Origin of the sequence: Caballeronia mineralivorans PML1(12) (assembly GCF_001028175.1) — a bacterium.
In the GTDB taxonomy this organism is placed as follows: domain Bacteria; phylum Pseudomonadota; class Gammaproteobacteria; order Burkholderiales; family Burkholderiaceae; genus Caballeronia; species Caballeronia mineralivorans.
In genome coordinates this window covers 1-21676 of the sequence record NZ_AEJF01000223.1, presented here as the reverse complement: position 1 = coordinate 21676, position 21676 = coordinate 1, and the positions used below count along the sequence as shown (strand labels likewise).

Annotated in this window: 17 protein-coding genes and 3 pseudogenes; 8 read left to right on the top strand and 12 right to left on the bottom strand. The window is 59.0% G+C overall.

Annotated features, from left to right (window positions below; genetic code table 11):
• Window positions 1–134 precede the first annotated feature (134 nt).
• Window positions 135–872, bottom strand: a complete 738-nt coding sequence (locus EOS_RS36480; protein ID WP_047897082.1) for a Crp/Fnr family transcriptional regulator — start codon at window positions 870–872, stop codon at window positions 135–137.
• A gap of 1066 nt (window positions 873–1938) precedes the next feature.
• Between EOS_RS36480 and EOS_RS36475 the strand changes: the two genes are divergently transcribed.
• Both EOS_RS36475 and EOS_RS36470 read left to right on the top strand, forming a co-directional pair.
• Window positions 1939–2967, top strand: coding sequence for a helix-turn-helix domain-containing protein (locus EOS_RS36475; protein WP_063779128.1), 1029 nt, complete (start codon window positions 1939–1941; stop codon window positions 2965–2967).
• 145 nt (window positions 2968–3112) lie between these two features.
• A pseudogene (locus EOS_RS36470) lies at window positions 3113–4053 on the top strand (ATP-grasp fold amidoligase family protein).
• 1151 nt (window positions 4054–5204) lie between these two features.
• On the opposite strand, the gene EOS_RS48840 reads toward EOS_RS36470, so the two are convergent.
• From EOS_RS48840 to EOS_RS46690, 3 genes are read right to left on the bottom strand one after another with little or no spacing between them, the layout of a single operon-like run.
• Window positions 5205–6029, bottom strand: a complete 825-nt coding sequence (locus tag EOS_RS48840) for an FAD-dependent oxidoreductase (protein ID WP_268760389.1) — start codon at window positions 6027–6029, stop codon at window positions 5205–5207.
• Window positions 5947–6567, bottom strand: a complete 621-nt coding sequence (locus EOS_RS48835; RefSeq protein ID WP_268760388.1) for an FAD-dependent oxidoreductase — start codon at window positions 6565–6567, stop codon at window positions 5947–5949. Before EOS_RS48835 ends, EOS_RS48840 begins: the two co-directional genes overlap by 83 nt.
• Before the next feature lie 24 nt (window positions 6568–6591).
• Complete coding sequence (locus tag EOS_RS46690; protein WP_053064172.1) at window positions 6592–7137, bottom strand: flavin reductase family protein; 546 nt, start codon at window positions 7135–7137, stop codon at window positions 6592–6594.
• 73 nt (window positions 7138–7210) lie between these two features.
• On the opposite strand from EOS_RS46690, the pseudogene EOS_RS45830 reads away from it, so the two are divergent.
• Window positions 7211–7300, top strand: a pseudogene (locus EOS_RS45830) (VOC family protein); the annotation flags it as partial.
• Window positions 7301–7313: 13 nt separating this feature from the next.
• Here EOS_RS45830 and EOS_RS36455 read toward each other — a convergent pair.
• The 4 genes from EOS_RS36455 to EOS_RS36440 all read right to left on the bottom strand — a co-directional run bounded on the left by EOS_RS36455 (window position 7314) and on the right by EOS_RS36440 (window position 11832).
• Window positions 7314–8306 (bottom strand): LacI family DNA-binding transcriptional regulator, encoded by a 993-nt coding sequence (locus tag EOS_RS36455; RefSeq protein WP_053064171.1) that lies wholly within the window; start codon window positions 8304–8306, stop codon window positions 7314–7316.
• 151 nt (window positions 8307–8457) lie between these two features.
• Window positions 8458–9264: an NAD-dependent epimerase/dehydratase family protein gene (locus tag EOS_RS36450; RefSeq protein ID WP_047897080.1), complete on the bottom strand. Its 807-nt coding sequence runs from the start codon at window positions 9262–9264 to the stop codon at window positions 8458–8460.
• A 32-nt stretch (window positions 9265–9296) separates the two neighbouring features.
• Window positions 9297–10040, bottom strand: coding sequence for a GntR family transcriptional regulator (locus EOS_RS36445; protein WP_082163654.1), 744 nt, complete (start codon window positions 10038–10040; stop codon window positions 9297–9299).
• Window positions 10041–10092: 52 nt separating this feature from the next.
• Entirely contained in the window at window positions 10093–11832 is a 1740-nt protein-coding gene (locus EOS_RS36440; RefSeq protein WP_047897079.1) for an IlvD/Edd family dehydratase, read from the bottom strand.
• A 144-nt stretch (window positions 11833–11976) separates the two neighbouring features.
• Here EOS_RS36440 and EOS_RS36435 point away from each other — a divergent pair, with 144 nt between their 5' ends.
• Window positions 11977–12975 (top strand): 2-hydroxyacid dehydrogenase, encoded by a 999-nt coding sequence (locus tag EOS_RS36435; RefSeq protein WP_047897078.1) that lies wholly within the window; start codon window positions 11977–11979, stop codon window positions 12973–12975.
• 41 nt (window positions 12976–13016) lie between these two features.
• The gene (locus tag EOS_RS36430) at window positions 13017–13967 is read left to right on the top strand and encodes a dihydrodipicolinate synthase family protein (protein ID WP_047897077.1); all 951 of its coding nucleotides are present in this window, start codon (window positions 13017–13019) and stop codon (window positions 13965–13967) included.
• A gap of 79 nt (window positions 13968–14046) precedes the next feature.
• Here the strand turns inward: EOS_RS36430 and EOS_RS36425 are convergent, their stop codons facing one another.
• The 4 genes from EOS_RS36425 to EOS_RS36410 all read right to left on the bottom strand — a co-directional run bounded on the left by EOS_RS36425 (window position 14047) and on the right by EOS_RS36410 (window position 19669).
• On the bottom strand, window positions 14047–15213 hold the full coding sequence (locus EOS_RS36425; protein WP_047897076.1) for a mandelate racemase/muconate lactonizing enzyme family protein: 1167 nt from the start codon (window positions 15211–15213) through the stop codon (window positions 14047–14049).
• Window positions 15214–15345: 132 nt separating this feature from the next.
• The gene (locus EOS_RS36420; protein WP_047897075.1) at window positions 15346–16638 is read right to left on the bottom strand and encodes an MFS transporter; all 1293 of its coding nucleotides are present in this window, start codon (window positions 16636–16638) and stop codon (window positions 15346–15348) included.
• Window positions 16639–16714: 76 nt separating this feature from the next.
• Window positions 16715–18022 (bottom strand): MFS transporter, encoded by a 1308-nt coding sequence (locus EOS_RS36415; protein ID WP_047897074.1) that lies wholly within the window; start codon window positions 18020–18022, stop codon window positions 16715–16717.
• 99 nt (window positions 18023–18121) lie between these two features.
• Entirely contained in the window at window positions 18122–19669 is a 1548-nt protein-coding gene (locus EOS_RS36410; protein WP_047897073.1) for a UxaA family hydrolase, read from the bottom strand.
• Between the two features lie 248 nt (window positions 19670–19917).
• Between EOS_RS36410 and EOS_RS36405 the strand changes: the two genes are divergently transcribed.
• The 3 genes and pseudogenes from EOS_RS36405 to EOS_RS36395 all read left to right on the top strand — a co-directional run.
• On the top strand, window positions 19918–20856 hold the full coding sequence (locus EOS_RS36405; protein ID WP_047897072.1) for an SMP-30/gluconolactonase/LRE family protein: 939 nt from the start codon (window positions 19918–19920) through the stop codon (window positions 20854–20856).
• Window positions 20857–20938: 82 nt separating this feature from the next.
• Window positions 20939–21343, top strand: coding sequence for a heme-binding protein (locus tag EOS_RS36400; protein ID WP_047897071.1), 405 nt, complete (start codon window positions 20939–20941; stop codon window positions 21341–21343).
• A gap of 32 nt (window positions 21344–21375) precedes the next feature.
• Window positions 21376–21676, top strand: a pseudogene (locus tag EOS_RS36395) (malate synthase G); the annotation flags it as partial.

Sequence of the window (21676 nt, the reverse complement as noted above, 5' to 3'; positions counted from 1 at the left end):
CCTCGTGATTGACAGGCGAATATGTTCGAGTGCGGTTACAGATTCGTTCATAATTTGGACTCCCAAATACTGATACATTGGCTTGGTTGTTTTGTGCTGACGGGCGCTCATATAGTGCAAAAACCGCGCCGTGGTCAGCCCACCGCTTCCCTCGCGTGAACGGGCAACAGCCGGTCGAACTCTCGCTTCACCAGTCCATAACACACGCAGGCATGTGCCTCGAGTCCCGCGCGATCATTGACCTTAATCGAACGTCGACCATTCTCGACGAGGCCTGCGTCTTGCAGCCTGCCGATCGCCACAGTCACGCCTTCGCGCCGCACGCCAAGCATGTCAGCAATTAATTGATGGCTGACATGCACTTCGTTTGTCGGCATTCGATCCATTTCAACGAGCAGCCAGCGGCAAAGCTGTTCATAAACAGAGTGGTCGCGGTTGCAAATGGCCGTCTGCGCGACTTGCATAAGGAGAGCCTGCATGTAAAGCAACATCAGCCGGCGGAGAAAGTCGCAGCGATCGAAATGCTTTCGCAACGCGGTTGCGGTGATCCGGTAGGCAATACCAGGACACTGAACTTGAACGCATGTCGACATGGCCTCCCTGCCGGTGAGTATCGGTACGCCTATCATCCCTTCCGGCCCAACGGCTGCGACTTCGACCGATGCGCCGCCCTTCATTTTGTATAGCAGCGAAACGACGCCCGTAAGGGGGAAGTACGCGTGTTCGATGTGTTCGCCAGCATCGCAAAGTATCTGTTCCTCTCGAAGACGCACCAATTCAACATGAGACTTCAATGCCTGCCATTCATGTGAAGGAAGCGCATCGAGCAAGTAATTGACTTGGTGTTCCGGGTCAAGAGTTAACGTATTCATTGATCTCCCAAAGTCATGCAGCGCGATCCGAATCCAGCTACCCGCGCCCTCAAAGAGAGCCGTCCTGCGGGATGAGCGGCAGCGAGTTCCCGGTGGGTGCAATCCCCTCCGGCAGCGTATGTGCCGGCGAAGCACAGGCCATGTTCTCCAGCAGGCGGCGATTGACCCCAATAACGTCCGGTAGTCCCTAAGTCGAGCCACTCGCCAATACGTGGCGCTTAGCAGACGGCGCCAAGGCCAATTCGTTCCGAAGCCGCACGCTGAAGACGCTACGCGGGTCCGACAAGCCATCGCTCCATGAAGCGATAGAACGAATGTGGGGCTTGGCCGCGCTCTGGCACTACACCGCGACGCACGCCTCTAATCACCTCTTTCGCCAGTGCAGTCTGAGGTTGGCCTCGAAACATCGCGTCAGTAGACGACCTCGGAAAGCGGACTACTCGAACGCTCACGAGCGACGCGATGCAAAGGGCCGATAGTTCAATTGACATAGCGATTAAGCGAACATTGGGATTACTCCCGATATATTGGGGTTATTCCCGATATATTGGGGTTACTCCCGATGTTGCGTTGAGCATAGACGCACAAAAGCGGTCGAGACCAGAAGTGGCCCAAAGTCTAGAGGTATTGGCCGATAGTGTTAAGTTAATTACAGCGTAAAAGCCGGCTTGAAAGGGTTGTTGCGACATGCAATTCTTTGTAACAAAATCGACTTTTCCTGAAAAAAGCTGGAAATAATATATGCTGAATCGAACTTTTCTGATCATTGACATCACTTCGCTACATGAACGAGACTAGGCTCTACGCCCACCAGGCGGGCATCTCAGAGTTTTTTTCGAACGACAGCGCGAATTTAGTCACCTACGTCTATATTAATCTGACGAAATAGGTATTGATTGCAGCGACAAGTTATTTTCGGACTTGTACTCGCTCACGCCAGTAAGTTTTACGGAAATCGCGCATCTTCAAAATGCGCCGATCACTCGCATTAATTAGCCAATGTTCAGCTGTCTCACGTTGAATTGTGGTGCTTTGTAAATGGACTTCTACGTTGGAGATTAAAACTGTGAACATCATTAACAATTTTTCCCCGCTCAATGGTATTCAACAGAAGATTGGATCAGACGATACCAAGAAGCACATTGGACTTCTGCTCTCGGACGAGTGCTCCGTAGCGAATGCAGGGGTCATAGGCGAGGCGTTCCGGATAGCCAACGAAATTGAACAGGCAGAGGGGGCGCCGGCTCCGTACCGCTTCTCTGTGTTGTCGAGTCACGGCGGCTCTGTTACCAGTTCCTCATCAATCTCCATTTTGACGCAGAAGCTCGAGACCTACAGTCTGGTCGATTTTCATGCGTTTTTCGTCGCCTGTCATGAAGCCGGCGCTCCGGACGCGCTTGACGATCAGTTGCTCTCGTGGCTGTGTGGGCCAGGCAGTGACGCGCACGTCCGTCATCAACACGCGGAAAACTTACTCAACAATCCGTCAAGCATTGAACCGCCGCCGGTGCCGATATTCTGGTTCAAGGATGTACCGACTGCGGCATGGTCGATCAGTACGCCCCCTGCGGACCTGGCACTGGCGCAGATTGAGCGCGACCTCAATGCAGACATCGCGCAAAAAATCGCGCGCGTACTGCAGCCGCACGTCGTCACGGGGGCCAAGTTCGATTTCGAGGATCTGAGTGCGGGCACCATCGAGAAAATTCACGAGTCGGCCCGCTGGATTAGGGAAAATTACAGCAATCCCATTTCTGTCGCTCAAGCGGCGGAGGCCGCTGCGATGAGCACGCGCAACTATCCTCGGCGTTTTAAGAGCGAACTCGGGGTGACACCTTCTGAATTTTTGATTCGCACCCGCTTCGAGATCATCTGCAGGTTGCTAGTGGAAACCGATTTACCCGTAGACAAGATTGCGAGGCGTTGCGGCATGGGCAACGGCAATCGGCTGGGACGACTTTTTCGCAAAAGGTTTGGAGTATCGCCGATGATCTTTCGGGTGCGGAACCGGGTTACGACGGGCAGCCCAGGCACTCCTTTCGCCGACATCCGACAAACGTCGACAACAGGAACCTCCGATGGTCAATCGCAATGACCGGTTCGGACCGTGCCAACGATGGATGGAAAACGTGCCTAGTACCAAGTTAAAGCCGATCGACTGCCTATACGATGCCGCTAACTCGCCGAAGGTGCCGACGGGCCTGCCAGAAGCAGTCAAGATTTCGGGCCAAGCGGCTTTGATGGTCGATGCTGCGAAGGCCTCCCTTCTTCGCGCTGAAGCGCCGGGACTCGGCTTCGTTGCGTCCCCCTCGGTAGCTAGAAGGATTAAAACCTCCGCTAAGTCACTGCTGCCGGGCGCAGTCTTCTTAAGCCTCTTGCATCGGGAATATATTGGACGTTTTCCGAAGCTGCTGCGGCCGACAACGTTCAATGAAAAAATTCTGCAACGCAGCATGAGACCGGCCCCCGCTTTGTGGAACTGACCGACAAGCTCGCGGTGCGCAAGTATGTCGAGGACAAGATCGGAAAACACCATCTAATTCCGTTGATCGCGGCGCCAGACGCGTTTACGCGAGAGGTCTTTGACGCGCTGCCTTGCTCGTTCATGATGAAAGCGAACCACGGCGGCAGCTTCGTCGAGGTGGTTGGGAACAAGGCTGAAACATCGTTTGAAAAACTTCAGCAGCTTGCGCAACAGTGGTTGTCGCTAGATGTCCACAGCATCGCGCGGGAGCGGCACTATCGAGCAATCAAGCCGCGTATTTTCTTCGAAACACTACTTCTTGATCAGAGCGGCAAGATTCGGGCCGACTATAAGCTGCATTGTTTCGGTGGCCACCCCGGTAGGCCGATCATTTACATACTCGTGATCTCAGACCGCTTCGGCAACAACACGCATGGCGATGTGTACGACGTCCATTGGAGTCATCTCGACATTGCTCTCGGCTACTGCGCCCGCAGCGCGGCGCCAGCGCCCCGGCCGGCTAATCTCGAATCGATCCTCGAGACAGCGACTGTGTTGTCCGAAGACTTCGACTACGTTCGCGTGGATCTATATGCACCGGACAACGAGGTCTATTTCGGCAAGCTAACAATTACGCCCGACGCGGGCGTCTTTCCGTTCGGACCGGACAAGATCGACCATGAGTGGGGGCGACTGCTCGCAACGACGCCTAGCTGATGAGACACCACTGCGTGGACTAGCTCGGATTGGCCCCGAGGCGTACCCCGAGTCACACTAGATGTCGTTCCTGATTTTCATCAATTTCTAGAATCACAGGTATCGGTTGAAGGCGAAATTCCAAAGGAAGCTCAGTGCGGACTGGGCCATCTCACTAACGCAAGCACGCCCCTTTCGCTCCAATGCATCATGAAAGTGTCTTTCCGACGTAGTATTTTCGATAGCCGTTGAGAAGGTGGAGGCAAACCTATGAGGAAGATCGAGCGTGCTGGTGTCACATGGTTTATTGGCATGATCGTTATGTCCGGGTTGCTTTTTGTGATGGCGGCTTGGCTCAGTATTGGTGGTGGCATCCTCAATAGGAAAGGTCGCCAGTTATATCGGCACATATTCTCGGATCAATAGTCGCGACAAAATGACAAGCCGCGTGCCGCATTGGGGCGCAGCCAGGCCTCCTTGCCCGACTGCGTTTAATCGCACTCAACTGTATGCGCGCCAGCGATGAGCCATGTATTTCACAAGCCATCTACAGAAATACTCTCAACTTCGATCATGCGGTCTCTGTTGCACACGGGAGAACTTAACAGGCCGCTCTCTTCGGACCTGTGCTTTGACAGATGGCTTTGTACATATGCCATTGCAGTAAAGCGTAAGCGGTGCATTGAGCGCACGGCGTCTTGAGCGTGGACGGCGCAGGATGTGTCCACTGAAAAATGAACAGGCCCCGACGGATTTTCGACGGTGCACTAGGATACATTCAGCCTATGTATCTAAGAACGCGTCGCCGAACGGGCCGCGACGTTGCCTGAAACGCGCCTCTACGGCCGGGCTGACGCCAGGACCTTCGTGACTAACCATGCTAGTTGAACTGATTCACGTTGCGTATTTTCGAAGCAATCATGGATACGTTAAGCAGTACAAATAGAATATTACAATCTCGGACAACAAGCCTAACCGACCAGACCTCCGCGACGTGGGCTCCTAGCGCATTCTTCAGATGTCAGTCGCCACTGCCGCATCGGTCGTCGTGCTTCATCGATCGTCGATGCCGAGGATGTCGATTTATCCGCTTCGGAACCGTGTCGTGATCAACAGGCCCTTTACCAGCTTCCGTGACTTAGGAAACGTAATCTGTAGATCAGTGACATCACTCAGTCCGGCGAGAGCACCGATTCACGCATCGTCACGAATTCTTCCGCAGCGGTCGGATAAATTCCGATCGTCTCATCGAACTGGTCCTTGGTCACTCCTGCCTTGACTGCAATAGCGATCCCCTGCATGACCTCCGCCGCGTCGCGCCCAACCATGTGTGCGCCTACCACCCTCCGACTGCCCCGCGTCACAACAAGCTTCATTAAGGTGATTTCGTTACGGCCTGACAGTGAGTGGCGCAGCGCTTTGAACGACGTCCTGAAAACATCGATCGAGCCATATTGAGCACGTGCCTGATCCTCAGTGAGACCGACCGTCGCTACTTCCGGGTTACTGAAGACGGCCGACGGAACATACATGTGATCGACAACGCGCGGCACATCGCCAAACAGTGTCGCCGCAAGGAGCACTCCATCGCGCGTGGCTACTGGCGTCAATTGCGGCCGTGCGGTTACGTCACCGATCGCGTGAATCGAGGGAACGCTCGTTGCCGAATACCCATCCACTTCAATGGCGCCATTGCTTCCAAGCTTCACGCCCGCTTGTTCAAGTCCAAGACGACCGCTATTCGGCATCCGGCCCGTAGCATAGAGGACGGCGTCATATCGCCCATGCGAGCCGCCCTCGAGCAGCAGCTCGACCGTGCCGTCCCCGTGTTTCTCCAACCCGAGCACGCCGGTCTCGGTCCGAATCGATACTCCCTGTTCTTTCATGGCGCTTGCCAGCGCGTTGCGCACATCTTCATCGCAGCCGCGCAGAATCTGTGTTCCACGATGCCACAGATCGACTTGCACGCCCAGTGCGTCGAAAATTCCGGCAAACATCGACCGCGATGTAACCTCCCCCTACGATCGCAATATTCTTAGGTAGATGTACCAGGTCGAGCGCCTCATCGGAACTTATCGCATGTTCGATACCCGGAATCGCAGGTAGCATTGGCCGGGCGCCCGTGGCGATTGCAATATGACGCGCGCTAACCTGCTGCCCCAGCACCTCGACGGTGTGCGCGTCCACGACAGTCGCACGGCCGTTGTACAGTCGTACGCCGGATTTCCCGAGCAAGGTAATACAGACTGCGTTCAGCCGCGCGATCTCCCGGTTCTTTCCCTCGATCAGCGTTGACCACGAAAAGGTGCCAGGCGCGTAAGACCATCCATAGCCTGCCGCGTCCTCTACTTCGTGCGGAAAGTGCGACGCATAGACCAGTAACTTCTTCGGAATACAGCCGCGCATCACACAGGTCCCGCCCACGCGACTGTCTTCCGCGATTGCAACCCGAGCACCGTATGAGGTCGCCGTGCGACTCAGCCGCACACCACCAGAGCCTGCACCGATCACAAACAGGTCGTAGTCAAATTCCATCAAGAGGTCCCTTCAGCAGCAACGTTAAACGTCGAGCACGAGCATGGAGCTTCTGGCTCGCGACACGCATATCATCATGGTTCGACCCGCTTCCCGCTCGGCCTTCGAGAGCACGTAGTCACGGTGATCCGGTGTGCCTTCAATCACGCTGGTTTCGCAGGTGCGGCACATGCCCTCGCGGCATGAGCAGGATAGCTCGTATCCGTGCTCTTCGAGCACCTCGAGGATCGTCTTGCCTTCGGACACATGCACGATCTGCCCGCTACGTTGCAGCTTGACGTCAAACCCCGTGCTGACCTCATCTGTCCCGGCCTCAACCGGTGGCGAAAACCACTCGAAATACGCGAGATTGTCCGGATGGTTCGACGAAAAATCCCCCACCGCTCTCATGACCGGGGCCGGGCCGCAGCAATAGATCGGTACACCCGGCTCCACGGAGAACGATGGGTCAGAGAAGTCGAACAGGTGTCCCGCTTCGTCATCAAAGTGAACGCGAACGCGATCCGCACCGAACGCCAGCAGTACTTCGCAGGACGCAGCCTGCGCACGACTACGAGCGAGATACAGCAAACTCCATTTCCAACCTTGGCGCTCACAGCATCGGATCATCGGTACGGCGCCCGCAATGAGGCGTCGGCGACGCGAACAGGCGACCATGTTCTTCCTCGATCCGTCGGGTAATGCCGTGGAGTTCAAGGCGTTCGCCAACATGGCATCGCTGTTCGCCAAATAATCGCGAGTCCGGCTTAACCCTGGCCGGGAGGACGGCCCGTCGTGCCACGCACGATCAGGTCGGTGGGCACGATGTTCTGAGAACTGACCGGCCGTCCTTCTATATGCGCGAGCAGGTACTCGGCGCTTCGTGTGCCGATCTCATCGGCGGCCAGACGCATGGTGGTCAGTGGTGGCGTGGTAAAGCTCGAAAATTCGATATCGTTGATACCGGCAATCGACAGTTCGCCCGGAACGTCGATGCCAGCCTCGTGCGCTTCGGCAAGTGCCCCCACGGCAAGCAGATCCGTACCACAGATCACGGCAGTCGGCCGGACCGGACCCTGCATCAGCGCGCGCATTGCCATCTGGCCTTCTATGATCTTGTGCGGCATTTCGATCAGGTGCTCGTGACGCAACTCGAGCCCGCGTGCGCGTAACGCCGTGCGCACGCCCATGATGCGATCGGCCGCGCGATCGCTGTACTGGGTCATCTGCGTGATCATGCCGAAATGCACGTGCCCGAGATCGAGCAGATATTCTGCGATCCGCCGCCCGACCGCGACGTTGTCGAAGCCTACATACGGATGATGTTGATCGACGGTCCAGCCGTTCACCAGTGGTATCCGCTCCTTCTCGAGCAGTTCGTAGAGTGCTGGAGAATGACTGCGCCCCACCAGCATCAGCCCGGCGATGCCATCGGCGATCAGCGCGCGGACTTGTTTGAGTTCGTCCTCCTGGTCGTAGTACGAACACGCCAGCAGCAGCGTATAACCCGCTTCACCGATACGTTTTTGAAGCGCAAACACGCCGAGTGCAAAGTTCTGGTTCTCAAGCGAAGGGATCACCGCGCCGATCGTCTTCGAGCGCTGGGAGGCGAGCGCGCGCGCGGCGGCATGGGGTGTATAGCCAAGATTTTGCGCGATCTCGCGTACCCGGTCCTGCAATGCCGGAGCGACCGTGCCGTTGCCGTTCAAGACGCGCGATACGGTCGCCGTGGATACTCCGGCAGCACGCGCTACGTCCATCACGGAAACCGCATTGGACTTGCGGCGCGGCGCTCTCTTTTTTAATTCTGTGTTCAACGTCCACCTGTTTCTCGTCGTAGGGTCATGAAGGATGTCTTCACGACCGCATACTATAACGCGACGCACTCCTCCCGACGATGGACCGCCACGCTCAATCGATCCGGAGCGGATCGCCGTCGAATTCGACCAGGCAGCCGAAACCGCCATGAAACAGCGCTTCGCGTGCATCTTCCACCTTTCCCGCTGCCACGATCTCGGCCGCGTGCAGTTCAGCATCGTCTTCCGGCGCAAACCCGAGATAGCGCACGTTGGCGTTGTCCCACCGGTTACGCCCGTTATTGGATACGCCATACACGAGCGCGAAGTGAAAATCCGGATAGTCGATACAGCGGCGCGTCACCTGCACCATGTCGCGATGGCTGATCCAGGTGAAAAGATGCCGCGGTGCGCTCGGCTGGTCGTCGGGGCGAAACGAGCCGATCCGGATGCACGCGACCGACATGCCGTGCTTGTCGGCGTACATCCGGCCAAGCGCCTCGCCGAACACCTTGGAGACACCGTAGCGGCTATCCGGGCGCGGCTCGACCGTGTTATCGATCATCCGGTCGCGACGATGAAAACCCACGGCATGGTTGGAACTCGCAAACACCACGCGTTTGACCCCCGCTTGCCGCGCGGCTTCGAACACGTTGTAGCAGCCTTCAATGTTCATATCGCGGATGCGCTCCCAGCGATCCTCGTCGGGAATCCCGGCCAGATGCACGACGACGTCGACACCTTCCATGATCGGCACAAGATCCGCCAGCCGCGTGATGTCCGCGGTCACGATCTCCTCGCCTGCCCGTGCCTCGGCCTGCGGCGCGATGTCGGCGAGGCGCAAAGCATAGTGGCCCTGGAAACCGGCACGGAGCACGCGTCCAATGTGACCGGCCGCGCCGGTAATCAGTACTCGAGTCATTACTACCCTCCCTGTGATTCAGGTAAATGCGGTTAGTCGGTTTGGTTTTTCTGTGCGGCGTAGCCAACCGAGCGGCGGTGGTGCGCTTCAAGATACGCATCGCGCGATGGCACCAGGTGCTCCCGGCATAACCTGATCAACGATTCCCGGTCGCCGGTCCGAAGCGCCTCGATCATCTGGTGATGCTCGGCTCGAGCCTTTTCCAGGTACTGAGGAAACACGATCGATACCGAGCGGATGGCATGCGTGCGGCGTTCATACTCTTGAATCGCCTCAGTCAGGACCTGGCTTTCCGACAATGCAAAGAACGCATGGTGGAACGCCATGTTCGCGCGGAACACGCGTCGCAGATCGCCAGCATCAGCAGCTTCGTCGTGCTCAGCCTGAATTGCCGTCAACGCCTCGAGCGCCTCGCTACTGACCGGAAAAACGATGCGCCTCGCCGCGTCGGCTTCAAGGAGCTCACGTAACGCATACAGCTCAGTGACCTCCCGCGGTGTATACGACTTGACCAGCGCGCCTACATTCTTGCGGCGCTCCACCAGGCCGCGCCGCTCCACCTCCGCCAGCACCTGCCGCGCGACGTGGCGTTTCAGGTTGAAGCGCTCGCACAAATCGTCTTCCACGAGCCGTTCGCGCGGATGCAGAACGCCAAGGACGATCTGCTCCTCGAGTTCGTCGGAGACGCTGCGCATCGTCTCGTCGATATTGCGGTCGCGCTCGACCGTCTTCTCGGCGGGTGCATCGGAGCGTTTGGGCTTGGCAGCGTTGCTCATAAAAGGGTCCGCAAAATGATCTAAGTCGCGAGCCTATACGAAAATGTGACCGTTAAACCTTGTTTCCATCGCCCGGAACGGTCGCAGTGGTGCGGGTCGCTTTCAGAAAGTCAAAGTCGCAGCCCTCGTCGGCCTGAGTGATCGTGGTCAGGAAAAGCTTGCGATAACCCCGCTCGTCAGGATCCACCTCGCGCGCGGGCAATGCGGCGAGACGCACTGCAATTTCCTCGTCGCTGAGGGCAAGTTCGATCGACCGTTCTGCCACGCTCAGGCGAATCCGGTCGCCGGTTTGAACGATCGCGAGCGGACCGCCGATCGCCGCTTCAGGCGTCACGTGCAGGACCACCGTACCGGACGCCGTACCGCTCATGCGGCCATCCGAAATGCGCACCATGTCCTTGACGCCCAGGCGGCCGAGCTTGCGCGGGATCGGAATGTAGCCCGCTTCCGGCATCCCGGGTGCACCGACGGGGCCGATCCGCTTGAGCACGAGTACGTCGTTCGCTTCCACGTCCAGTTCCGGATCGTCGATACGGCGAGCCAGATCCTCCGCGTCCTCGAAGACGACGGCCCGGCCTTCATGCTCCATCAGGCTGGCGCTCGCCGCTGACTGCTTGATGATCGCGCCACCGGGCGCGAGATTGCCACGCAACACCGCAATACCGCCTTGCGGAAATATCGGGCTGTCAAACGGGCGGACTACGGATTGCGGAAAGCTCGCAGGCGCGGCGTCCAGCTCTTCGCCAAGCGTACGGCCGGTCACGGTAAGGGCGTCCAGATGCAGCAAACCTTTAAGCTCGCGCATGACCGTGGTCAAACCGCCGGCACGATGCAGGTCCTCCATGTAGTGCTGTCCTGACGGTTTCAAATCGACCAGTACCGGCGTTTCGCGCGCCATTTGATCGAGCCGCGCGAGGTCGATGCGAATGCCGAGCCGGCCGGCAATCGCGGTAAGGTGAATGATGCCGTTGGTCGAACCGCCGATCGCGAGCAGCACCCGCAACGCGTTTTCGATCGCTTTCGGCGTCAGGATGGTCGCGGGACTCAGGTCCCGCCCGATCATCGCCACGGCCTGCGCGCCGGTGCGCTCGGCTATGCGAATCCGATCGGCCGTCACGGCAGGCGCCGACGCGCCGCCCGGCAACATGATCCCCAACGCTTCCGCAATGCAGGCCATCGTGCTTGCCGTTCCCATCACCGAGCAGGTCCCAACCGTTGCGACGAGCTGGTTGTTGACGGCCTCGATCTCGGCCTCGTCAATCTGGTCGCCACGAAAACTCGCCCAGAAGCGACGGCAGTCCGTGCATGCTCCGACCCGTTCGCCCCGATGCGAGCCCGTGAGCATCGCACCCGTAACCAGTTGAATAGCGGGAACGCCCGCCGCAGCCGCGCCCATCAGCTGGGCCGGGACGGTCTTGTCGCAGCCGCCGATCAGCACCACTGCATCCATGGGCTGGGCCCGGATCATCTCCTCCGTGTCCATCGACATCAGGTTGCGCAGGTACATGCTGGTCGGATGCGAAAAGCTTTCAGCGATCGAGATCGTCGGAAATTCGACCGGCAAGCCGCCGGCCAGCATCACGCCGCGCTTCACCGCTTCAATCAACTGCGGTGCGTTCCCGTGGCACGGATTATAGGCACTGCCCGTGTTCGCTATCGCCACGATCGGGCGCGACAGGGCGTCGTCCGTATAGCCCGCGCCTTTGATGAACGCCTTGCGCAAGAACAGCGAGAAACCCTCGTCGCCGTAGTTCGTCAGGCCCTGCCCCAAGCCGCTTTTCTTCTCATCCATAGCTACTCCTAAAATATTCGATGAAATTATTGATAATCTTGACGACAATCTTAACGATATCTATAGTGCCTCTGCAAGCGGTACTTTTCGTCTGTCATCTACCGCCTTTCAACTTTCTTTACACAGCATTGTCCCGAGGTCTTCATGAAGCGTGTCGTCGCCTATCGTCCGTTGCCTCCTGCCGTACTGGACCTTCTTAGCCAGCACTGCTCCGTCGACGTGGTCGACATTTCTTCCGGCGACCTCGCGCCATTTCGGCACGCGCTCGCCTCGGCTCACGGAATCATCGGTAACAATCTCAAGATAAGCCCTGATCTCCTCGATGCGGCGCCCTTGCTCGAGGCCGCGTCCACCATCTCGGCAGGCTTCGACGCCTTCGATGTCCCCGAGCTCTCACGCCGCGGCATCTTGCTCACCAATACGCCGGACGAAGTCACCGAAACCACCGCCGACCTCGTCTTCAGTCTCATCCTCGCCACCGCGCGCCGCATTTCCGAGCTCGCCGACTGGACCCGGCGCGGTCAATGGACCCGCTCTGTCGGCGAGGCGCAATTTGGTGTCGACGTGCATCACAAAACGCTTGGAATCGTGGGGCTTGGGCGCATCGGCAGTGCGGTCGCGAAGCGCGCTACCCTCGGTTTCAGCATGGACGTCATCTATTCCAATCGCTCTCGCAATCGCGAAGCCGAGCAGCGTTATGGCGCGCAATGGCGGCCGCTCCGCGATCTGCTGTCGAGCGCCGACTTCGTCTGCGTGCTCGTCCCGCTTTCTTACGCCACCGAGCGTCTTATCGGGAACGCCGAGCTCGGTGCCATGAAGCCGTCCGCCATTCTCATCAACTGTTCCCGTGGACAGGTCGTCGACGAGGCAGCGCTAATCGAGCATGTGCGTGAACGCCGCATTCTCGGCGCTGGTCTCGATGTGTTCGAACGCGAGCCCTTGCCGCACGACTCGCCGCTGCTGCAATTACCTAACGTGGTAGCGGTGCCGCATATCGGATCCGCTACGCGGCAGACGCGCGAGAACATGGCCATGCGTGCTGCGCGCAATCTCATCGGCGCGCTCGACGACAACCTCTCCTCCACCTGTGTCAATCCCGAAGCGCTCGAAGCCCGCCCGTCCCTCGGACGTCTCGCTGGCTGACTGGTGCGAAACACCCTCACTTCAACGAAAAGGAACACGCGATGACTTCTGTCAATCGGCCCCGCGGCGTCTTCTCGCCGGTGGTAACGCCGTTCACAAAAGATCTTCTCCCCGATTACGACCGCTATGTGCGTCATTGCCGATGGCTCATCGAACAGGATGTCGGACTGGCCGTGTTCGGCACCAATTCGGAAGCGAATTCGCTGGGGGTCAGCGAGAAAAAGAAGCTGCTCGAAACGCTGGTCGGCGCGCAAATTCCGGTCGCTCGCCTGATGCCGGGTACGGGCTGCTCGGCACTCACGGACACCGTGGAATTGACACGCCACGCGCTGTCGCTGAGCGTCAACCATGTGCTGATGCTGCCGCCGTTCTATTACAAGGGCGTCAGCGACGAAGGCTTGTTCCGCAGTTATGCGCAAGTCATCGAGCGGGTGGGATCGGATGCGCTGCGCATTTATCTGTATCACATCCCGCCCGTGTCCCAGGTGCCGCTCAGTCTTGCGCTGATCGAACGGCTGCTCGCGGCGTTCCCGGGTGTCATCGCCGGCGTGAAGGACAGTTCAGGCGACTGGAGCAACACTCAGGCCATGCTCGATCGCTTCCAGCCACAGGGCTTCGATGTTTTCGCCGGCAGCGAAACCTTCCTGCTGGCCACCTTGCGCGCGGGCGGCGTTGGCTGTATCACGGCAACCGGGAATGTCAATCCGGCAGCTATCGTGGACTTGTACCGTCACTGGCAGTCGGCTGACGCCGATGCCCGCCAGACAACGCTCGATGCCACGCGCGCAGTGTTCGCCAAGTTTCCGATGATCCCTGCGCTCAAGGCCGCGATCGGCATCTATTCGAATGATCCGGACTGGGGCGTCGTCCGCCCTCCTCTTGTTAACCTGACAAAGGCGCAATGCGACGCGTTGGCCACCGCGCTGCTCGGGATCGGCTTCTCGATGCCGGGTATCGAGGCAACTGCGAAGATAGCCGCGTCAGCGAAGTAGAGGCGCACAAGCCAAACACCCGCCGCCGGTTGCGTGCACAACCGGCGGTATCGCTTGCGTCGTCTCTCAGGCTCAGCTCTCAGGCCCAGTCGTCCAGCGCGTATTCGTTCAGCGCAGCTTCGTCCAAATCGAAGCCCAAGCCGGGACGGGTCGGCACCGTCAGCCTGCCGTCAGCGAACTCCAGTTGCGTATCCACCAGGCGACGGAAATTCAACACCTGGTCGTCAGGGAAAAATTCGACATAGCGCGCATTGGACGTCGACGCCACCAGATGCACGTGCAGATCATGAAACCAGTGCGGGCACATCGTCACGCCAACGGCTGCGGCCGACGCCGCAATCCGTCGCCATTCGCTGATCCCGCCGCACACTGCCGCGTCCGACTGCAGAATCATCGCCGCATGTTTGTCGAGCAGTTCCTGATGGCGCCAGCGCCCCGCTTCAATCTCGCCGGTCGCAACCGTCACCGGCGTACGCCGGCTCAGTTGCGCGTGACTCTCAATGTCGTCCGGACTGAAAGGCTCCTCTATCCAATAAGGGTTGAACGGCTCGTACCGGCGCATGTATTCCAGCGCGGTCGGAACATCGGACCAGGCGTTGTTGGCATCGAGCATCAGCAGCACGTCGTCGCCGATCGCCTCTCGTGCCGCCCTGATTCGCGCTTGCTCAGCGCGCGGATCAAGGCGCCCGACTTTCATCTTCACAGCACGGAATCCAAGTGCTACATAGCCCGCCATCTCCTCGCCGAGATGCTCAGGCGTTTTCCCTTCGATGTAGTATCCGCCGCTGGCATACGCCGGCACGGTTTCGCTCGACGTGCCGCCGAGATAGCGGCTTAACGGCAAACCGGCGGCACGCGCGTTCCTGTCCCACAACGCGATGTCGACGATAGACAGCGCCCGCATGACCGATCCGGCGCGCCCTTGCAGCAGCGACTCCTCGTACATCGCGCGCCACAAGCCTTCCACATCGAGGGCGGATCTCCCGCGCAAAAGCGGTGTAAACAGCTCGCGCACGGCGTAGGTGACCAGCATGCCGGCGCGGCTGCCGCTGTAGCAAAATCCGATGCCGTGCCGGTCATCGGCGGTGGTGACGCGCACAACCGTGTAGTCGCGGGCAGTGACGAGCCGCGTCGCGAACGCAGTGTGGCGGTCGAGTGGCACGCGAATGGTGCGCGCTTCCACCGAAACGATCCGTGAACCTGTCTGATAATCGGCTTGCTCAGCTTCAACTATGGCTTGTTTCATAGCGATACACCTACTCTAAAAAAGGTAACCATGCCCATGGGGACGATTGAGCGGTGGTGCGCACACCGGAAAAATCGATCAGTCATCCGAACAGAAAGGCACTCTGATAGCCGCCGAAACGGGCCGGACGGTTTACGCGGCGGTGGAAGGCGCCTCGGTTGCCTTATCCGCCGTACGCCGGCCGATGACCAGCAGCATGGCCAGCACACCAATCAGATCGATCACTGCGCCGAGCACGAAGCCGCTGCTGTAACCACCGAGGTACTGGACCGCAAGTCCCATCATGGTCGGCCCGACGATGCCCGAGATGTTGCTCATCAGGTGAACAAAGCCGCTCACGCCGCCAAGATGCCTGCCAGGCACAAGCTCGTGCATGACGGCCCAGCATGCCTGCGACGAAGCCGTCAGGAACATCACGGCACACGCGACAAGTATCACCGCGGGCGTGACGGACGAGACCATGCTGACGCCCAGCAGAGCGAGACCCGACAGCGCGAGCGGCACGGTAGCCGAGACCTTGCGCGCCAGCAACTTGTTGTTCACGCGCTTGAAGTAAGCGTCGGCGAGCAGACCCCCGCCGAAATATCCAATCCCGCCGCATGCCCATGGCACCGCGCTCAGGATACTCATCTGCTTCAAGTCCAGATGCAGCGCGTTGGTGAAATAGCTCGGCATCCATGAGATGAACACGAACAAGGTGTAGTTCACCGCGAAGAGGCCAACGCCGAGCGCGAGCGTGCTCGGACGAAACAGATAGCCGCGTAGCGGCGTGGTCTCGTCACCCCCTTCCGCCGGGTGCGCCGCGCCGCGGCTCGCTTCGACCATATCGCGTTCGGCCGCGCCGACCCGCGCGTTTTCAGCGGGCTTGTCGGTCGCGAAGATGCGCCAGGCGACGATCCACACCAGCCCGAGCGCCGCGATGATCACAAACGACGTGCGCCAGCCATAAGCAATGGCAATCAGTCCGACCACCGGCCCGGCGATCGCGCTGCCTACCGTCTGGCCCGAAAACGTAAATCCGACCATGGTCGCGGTTTCGTGCCGGGGAAACCAGTTGGTGATGGTCCGGTTGGTCGTCGAATTCATCGGACCTTCGCCGAAGCCGAAAAGTGCCCGCGCAATCAGCAGCGTGCCGAATCCGGTCACGGCCGCGGTGAGCCCGCAGAGGATGGACCAGCTGCCCATTGCCCAGGAGAAAACCCGACGAGGTCCGTACTTGTCAGCAAGTTGCCCGCCGACAAACGCGAAGATGGAATAGCCGAAGAAGAAACTGCTGAACACGATCCCGAGTTGCGACGGAGAAAGGCTCAACTCCTTGTTGAGGATGGGCGCGACCACTCCAAGCGCCGCCCGGTCCATGTAATTGATCGCGCCCGCAATAAACAGCAGCAAGGCGACGACATAGCGATACTTGCCGGTCTTCATGTTGTCTCTATTCCGTAATAATAATTAAGGATTACAAATTTTTAATCTGACGCTTCTGACGAGCGGCATGAACGTATTACTTATTGACAAGCTTCGCAGGAAGCTGCGTCAAGATAAGACAGGCGGATACGAGTAACGATCCCGCAATCAGGAACAGACTTGAATCCAGTGAATGCGTGATCGTCTTCAACCATCCAACCAGCGCTGGGCTTACGAATCCCGCAAGATTGCCTGTCGAGTTGATCAATGCAATGCCCGCTGCGGCACCGGTGCCACCGAGAAACGAGGTCGGCAAGGCCCAGAACATCGGTAAGGCGGTAATCACGCCCGAAGCCGCGAGGGTCAGACCCAGCAGCGCGATATAGGTGTTGTTGCCCGCATAGGCACAGATCACGAAGCCCGCCGCCGCCACGCATTGCGGTATGACGACGTGCCAGCGGCGTTCGCGTTTGCGGTCCGCATGGCGGCCAACCAGGATCATTGAAATCAGGGCAGCGAGATAAGGCACCACGGTGAGCAGGCCAATCGTAAAGGCGTCGGTAATTCCTGATCCCTTGATGATCGTCGGCTGCCAGAAGCCCACTGCATAGGAGCCCATCACGATACCGAACAGGATCGCGCACAAGATCCAGACTTTGAGCGACGTGAACACCTCGCGCACGGAACCGTGGCTCTTGGTACGCCCTTCCGCTTCAATTTCCGACGCGATGAATTCGCGCTCCTGTACCGGCAGCCACTTGGCGTCCTTCACCCGATCGTCGAGGAACCAGAAAATGATGACCGCCAGAACCAGCGCGGGAGCGGCTTCCAGAATGAACAGCCACTGCCAGCCGGCAAGCCCTGCGTTGCCCGCCAGGCGCTGCATGATGAAGCCCGATATCGGGCCGCCGACAATGCCCGCAACGGGATTGCCCGCCATCAGAAAAGCGACCATCTTGCCGCGCCGATGCGCTGGAAACCAGTAGGTGAGATATAGCACGAGCCCCGGAAAGAAACCCGCTTCGGCCACGCCGAGAAAGAAGCGCAGTACGTAGAACGTCGCGGGCGTGCTGACCCATGCGGTCGCGGCCGAGAGGACAGCCCACGTGAGCATGATCCTGGCTATCCATCGGCGCGCGCCGAGCCGGTGCAGCAGCAAGTTGCTGGGCACCTCAAAAAAGAAATAGCCGATGAAAAAGATCCCGGCACCGAAGCCATACATCGCCTCGCTGAAGTTCAGGTCGCTGAGCATCTGGAGCTTGGCGAAGCCCACATTGACCCGATCCAGATAGGCCACGACGTAACAAACGAACAGCAAGGGCATAAAGCGCCAGGTAACTCGCGAATAGATCGAGTTGCTTGCCGCGCTGTCAGGTATTCGTATGGCCGGGGTCTGAGTACTCAAGGGTTGTCTCCTCTATTCTGTTTTGACTGGTTGCCGGGCGGCAGCTTTACTTATTGTGTAAATGACCGTTCGCCCTGCGATGCGCTGGGTCGCGCCGACTCAACTCATGATGCCGATCTGCCACGGTACGAATTCGTGATCGCCGAGCCCGAGCATTTCACTCTTTGTCTGCTCGCCCGACGCGGCTGCAAGGAGGGCCTCGAAGATTGCCTGGCCCACGCTTTCGATCGACGCCACGCCGTCCAGGATCCCACCGCAGTTCAGATCCATGTCTTCAGTGAGGCGGTTGTACATCGGCGTGTTGGTGGCGAGCTTGAGCGATGGCACGGGCTTGGCGCCGAACATTGAACCGCGCCCGGTGGTGAAGGCGATCAGGTTCGCACCGCCGGCAATCTGACCCGTCGCCGAGACCGGGTCGAAGCCCGGCGTGTCCATGAAAACGAGTCCGTGTTTCCTCACCGGCTCGGCGTATCGATACACCTCCATCAGCGGGCCAGTACCGCCCTTCATGGAAGATCCGATCGACTTTTCGAAGATGTTCGCCAGTCCACCCACCTGGTTGCCAGGGCTGACCTGACCGTTGATCTGGACGTCTCGGCCGACCGAATACTCGTCTTTCCACCAACGGATCCGCTCGACCAGTTTTTCGCCTACCTCGCGACTGACCGCACGCCGCGTCAGCGTATGTTCAACGCCGTAAATTTCAGGCGTCTCGGAGAGGATTGCCGTGCCGCCATGACGTACCAGCAGATCCATCGCCGCGCCGAGCGAAGGATTCGCCGTGATCGACGAAAAGCCGTCGGATCCACCACATTGCAGGCCGATTTTCAGGTGACTCGCAGAAACCGTCGTGCGCTTCACACGATTAGCCTCAGGCAGCAGCGCCTGCACCGCGGCCACGCCGGCCTCGATGGTCCGACGAGTGCCGCCGCTCTCCTGCATGATGAAAGTGTGCAGCCGGGAATCAACCTTCAGGTCTTCCTGATCCATCAGTCCTGCCAATTGATTGCGCTCACATCCCAGCCCGACGATCAGCGCCGCGGCGAGATTGGGATGGCGTGCGTAACCTGCCATGGTCCGGCGCAACAGGACCATCGGCTCGCCGCTCATCTCCATGCCGCATCCAATCGAGTGACTGAATGCGACCACGCCGTCCACATTCGGGTAGTCCGCCAGCCGTTCAGGCGTGAACCACTCTGCGATCTTGTGCACCACCGTGGCGGAACAATTGACCGTCGACAACACGCCAATGTAGTTGCGCGTGGCGACTTCGCCGTTGTCCCGCACGATTCCCTGGAAGGTGGCGCGCTCGGCCTCGGGCACCATCTCGACGGGCTGGTACTCCGCGCCAAATGCGTAGTCGCGGTCAAACTCGCGAAACTCGACGTTATGACTGTGCACCATCGTTCCTGGCACGATATCCGTCGCGGCGAATCCGATCACCACGTTGTACTTGCGGATTGGCTCCCCCTTTCCGATCGGTCTCGCCGCAATCTTGTATCCCGCTGTCACCTGGCTGCGGCAGACAAAATCCTCCGAAGGAACCGGGGTGCCGATTGCCACGTCGATGCGTGCAATCACCACGTTATCAGCGGGATGCAACCGGATAACCGGCCCGGTTACGGTCTTGCTGGACATCTCGATCATCAAGCATTGCCTTTTCAAAAAACCTTCGCCGAGCGGTCGGACGTGCACGCAAAAATGGCTGCATCTGAGTAACCGCTTTCTTACACGACCATTTCCACCGACGAACCGTTGACAGAACCTCATAAATTTCAAGCATCTTAGGGGAGTTCAGTCGTGATTTCAAGAGAAAGCGCTTACTCATTTGTCGCTATACTAGCGGTCATGCCGCCGGATGGCGGAACCGCCGGAACTGAAAACTGGAGATAGAGATGTGGCAACAAGCTGAGCGATATCCCGATCCTCGCGTGATTTCGCTGGACCCTTCCTTCGACAAATACCGGGTGGCTTTTTCAGCCGTCGAACGGCTGGCTACCGGCTACCGCTGGACGGAAGGTCCGGTATGGTTCGGCGACGGTCGATACCTGCTTTGGAGCGATATCCCGAACAACCGGATGCTGAAATGGGAGGAGGAAACGGGCGTGGTCAGCGTGTTCCGCAAGCCCTCCAACTACGCCAACGGCAACACCCGCGACCGGCAGGGGCGCCTTGTCACGTGCGAGCATGGCCGCCGCGTCACGCGCACCGAGTACGACGGCAGCATGACGGTCCTCCTCGACTCCTTCGAGGGCAAGCCGCTGAATTCCCCGAACGACCTCGTAGTGAAATCGGACGACTCGATCTGGTTCACTGATCCACCGATGGGCATTCAAGGGCATTACGAAGGCAATAAGGCGGAGCAGGAATTACCGCACTCGGTGTATCGGATAGATGGTGCGACGGGCCAAGCGTCAGTCGTAACGCGCGAGTTAAAGGGGCCGAACGGCTTGTGCTTTTCACCCGATGAGAAGCTGCTGTATATCATCGAGTCGCGCGGCGTGCCGAACCGGATGATTCATGTTTATGAAATGGATCCGGACGGTCGCGGAATCGGTCGAGGCCGGGTGTTCTACGACGCGGGGGCCGGGACAATCGACGGAATGCGTGCGGATGTCGACGGCAATTTGTGGTGCGGCTGGGGCATGGGCAACGACGAACTCGATGGCGTCATGGTGATTTCGCCACAAGGAAAGATGATCGGCCGGATCGCGCTGCCGGAGCGCTGCGCGAATCTGTGTTTTGGCGGACGTGCACGTAACCGGCTGTTCATGGCGTCGTCGCAGTCCATCTATGCAGTGCATGTGAATACGCAGGGCGCCCTGGGCGGATGAATGGGGCCGCGGCGAATTTTATTTTGACCACCGGCATGCGTCGGTGGAAACACCTCAACACACAGACTTGATAACCGCTGATATGCAAAGCAAATCCGTATTGACCGTTGTAGAAGCTACGCGAATCCTCGAAGCCGCGCGCGCGGAAGCCGAGAAAAATCAATGGGCGGTCACGATCGCCGTTGTCGACGACGGGGGCCATCCGCTCGCCCTGCTCCGCCTTGATGGCTGCGCCCCGATAGGCGCGTATATCGCGCCCGAGAAAGCGCGTACTGCAGCGCTCGGCCGGCGCGAATCGAAACAATACGAAGACATGATCAACGGCGGCCGAACCGCGTTTCTCAGCGCACCGCTGGTCGCGACGCTGGAAGGCGGCGTACCCATCGTAGTCGACGGGCAAGTCGTCGGCGCGGTCGGTGTGTCAGGCGTAAAGCCGGATCAGGATTCACAAGTGGCCAGGATCGCCGCAAACAGCCTCAACGGCTGATTAATTAACACTTGGAATTGTTGGAGTATGTGATGGGTGAAATGATCGAGCGAAACGGGCTGCGGGTCGCGGCTGTTCTCAGAAAATTTGTTGACGAAGAGGCCCTCCCCGGGACTGGCGTCGACAGCGTTGCATTCTGGAACGGTTTCAGCCAACTGGTCCACGACCTCGCGCCGAAGAACTGCGCACTGCTCGCCGAGCGTGATCGGCTGCAGACGGAACTGGACCAGTGGCATCGAAAGAATCCGGGACCGGTGCGCGATTTGAAGGCGTACCGCGCGTTTCTGGAAGGCATCGGCTACATCGTGCCGGCGAGCAGCGCGGTGCAGGCGA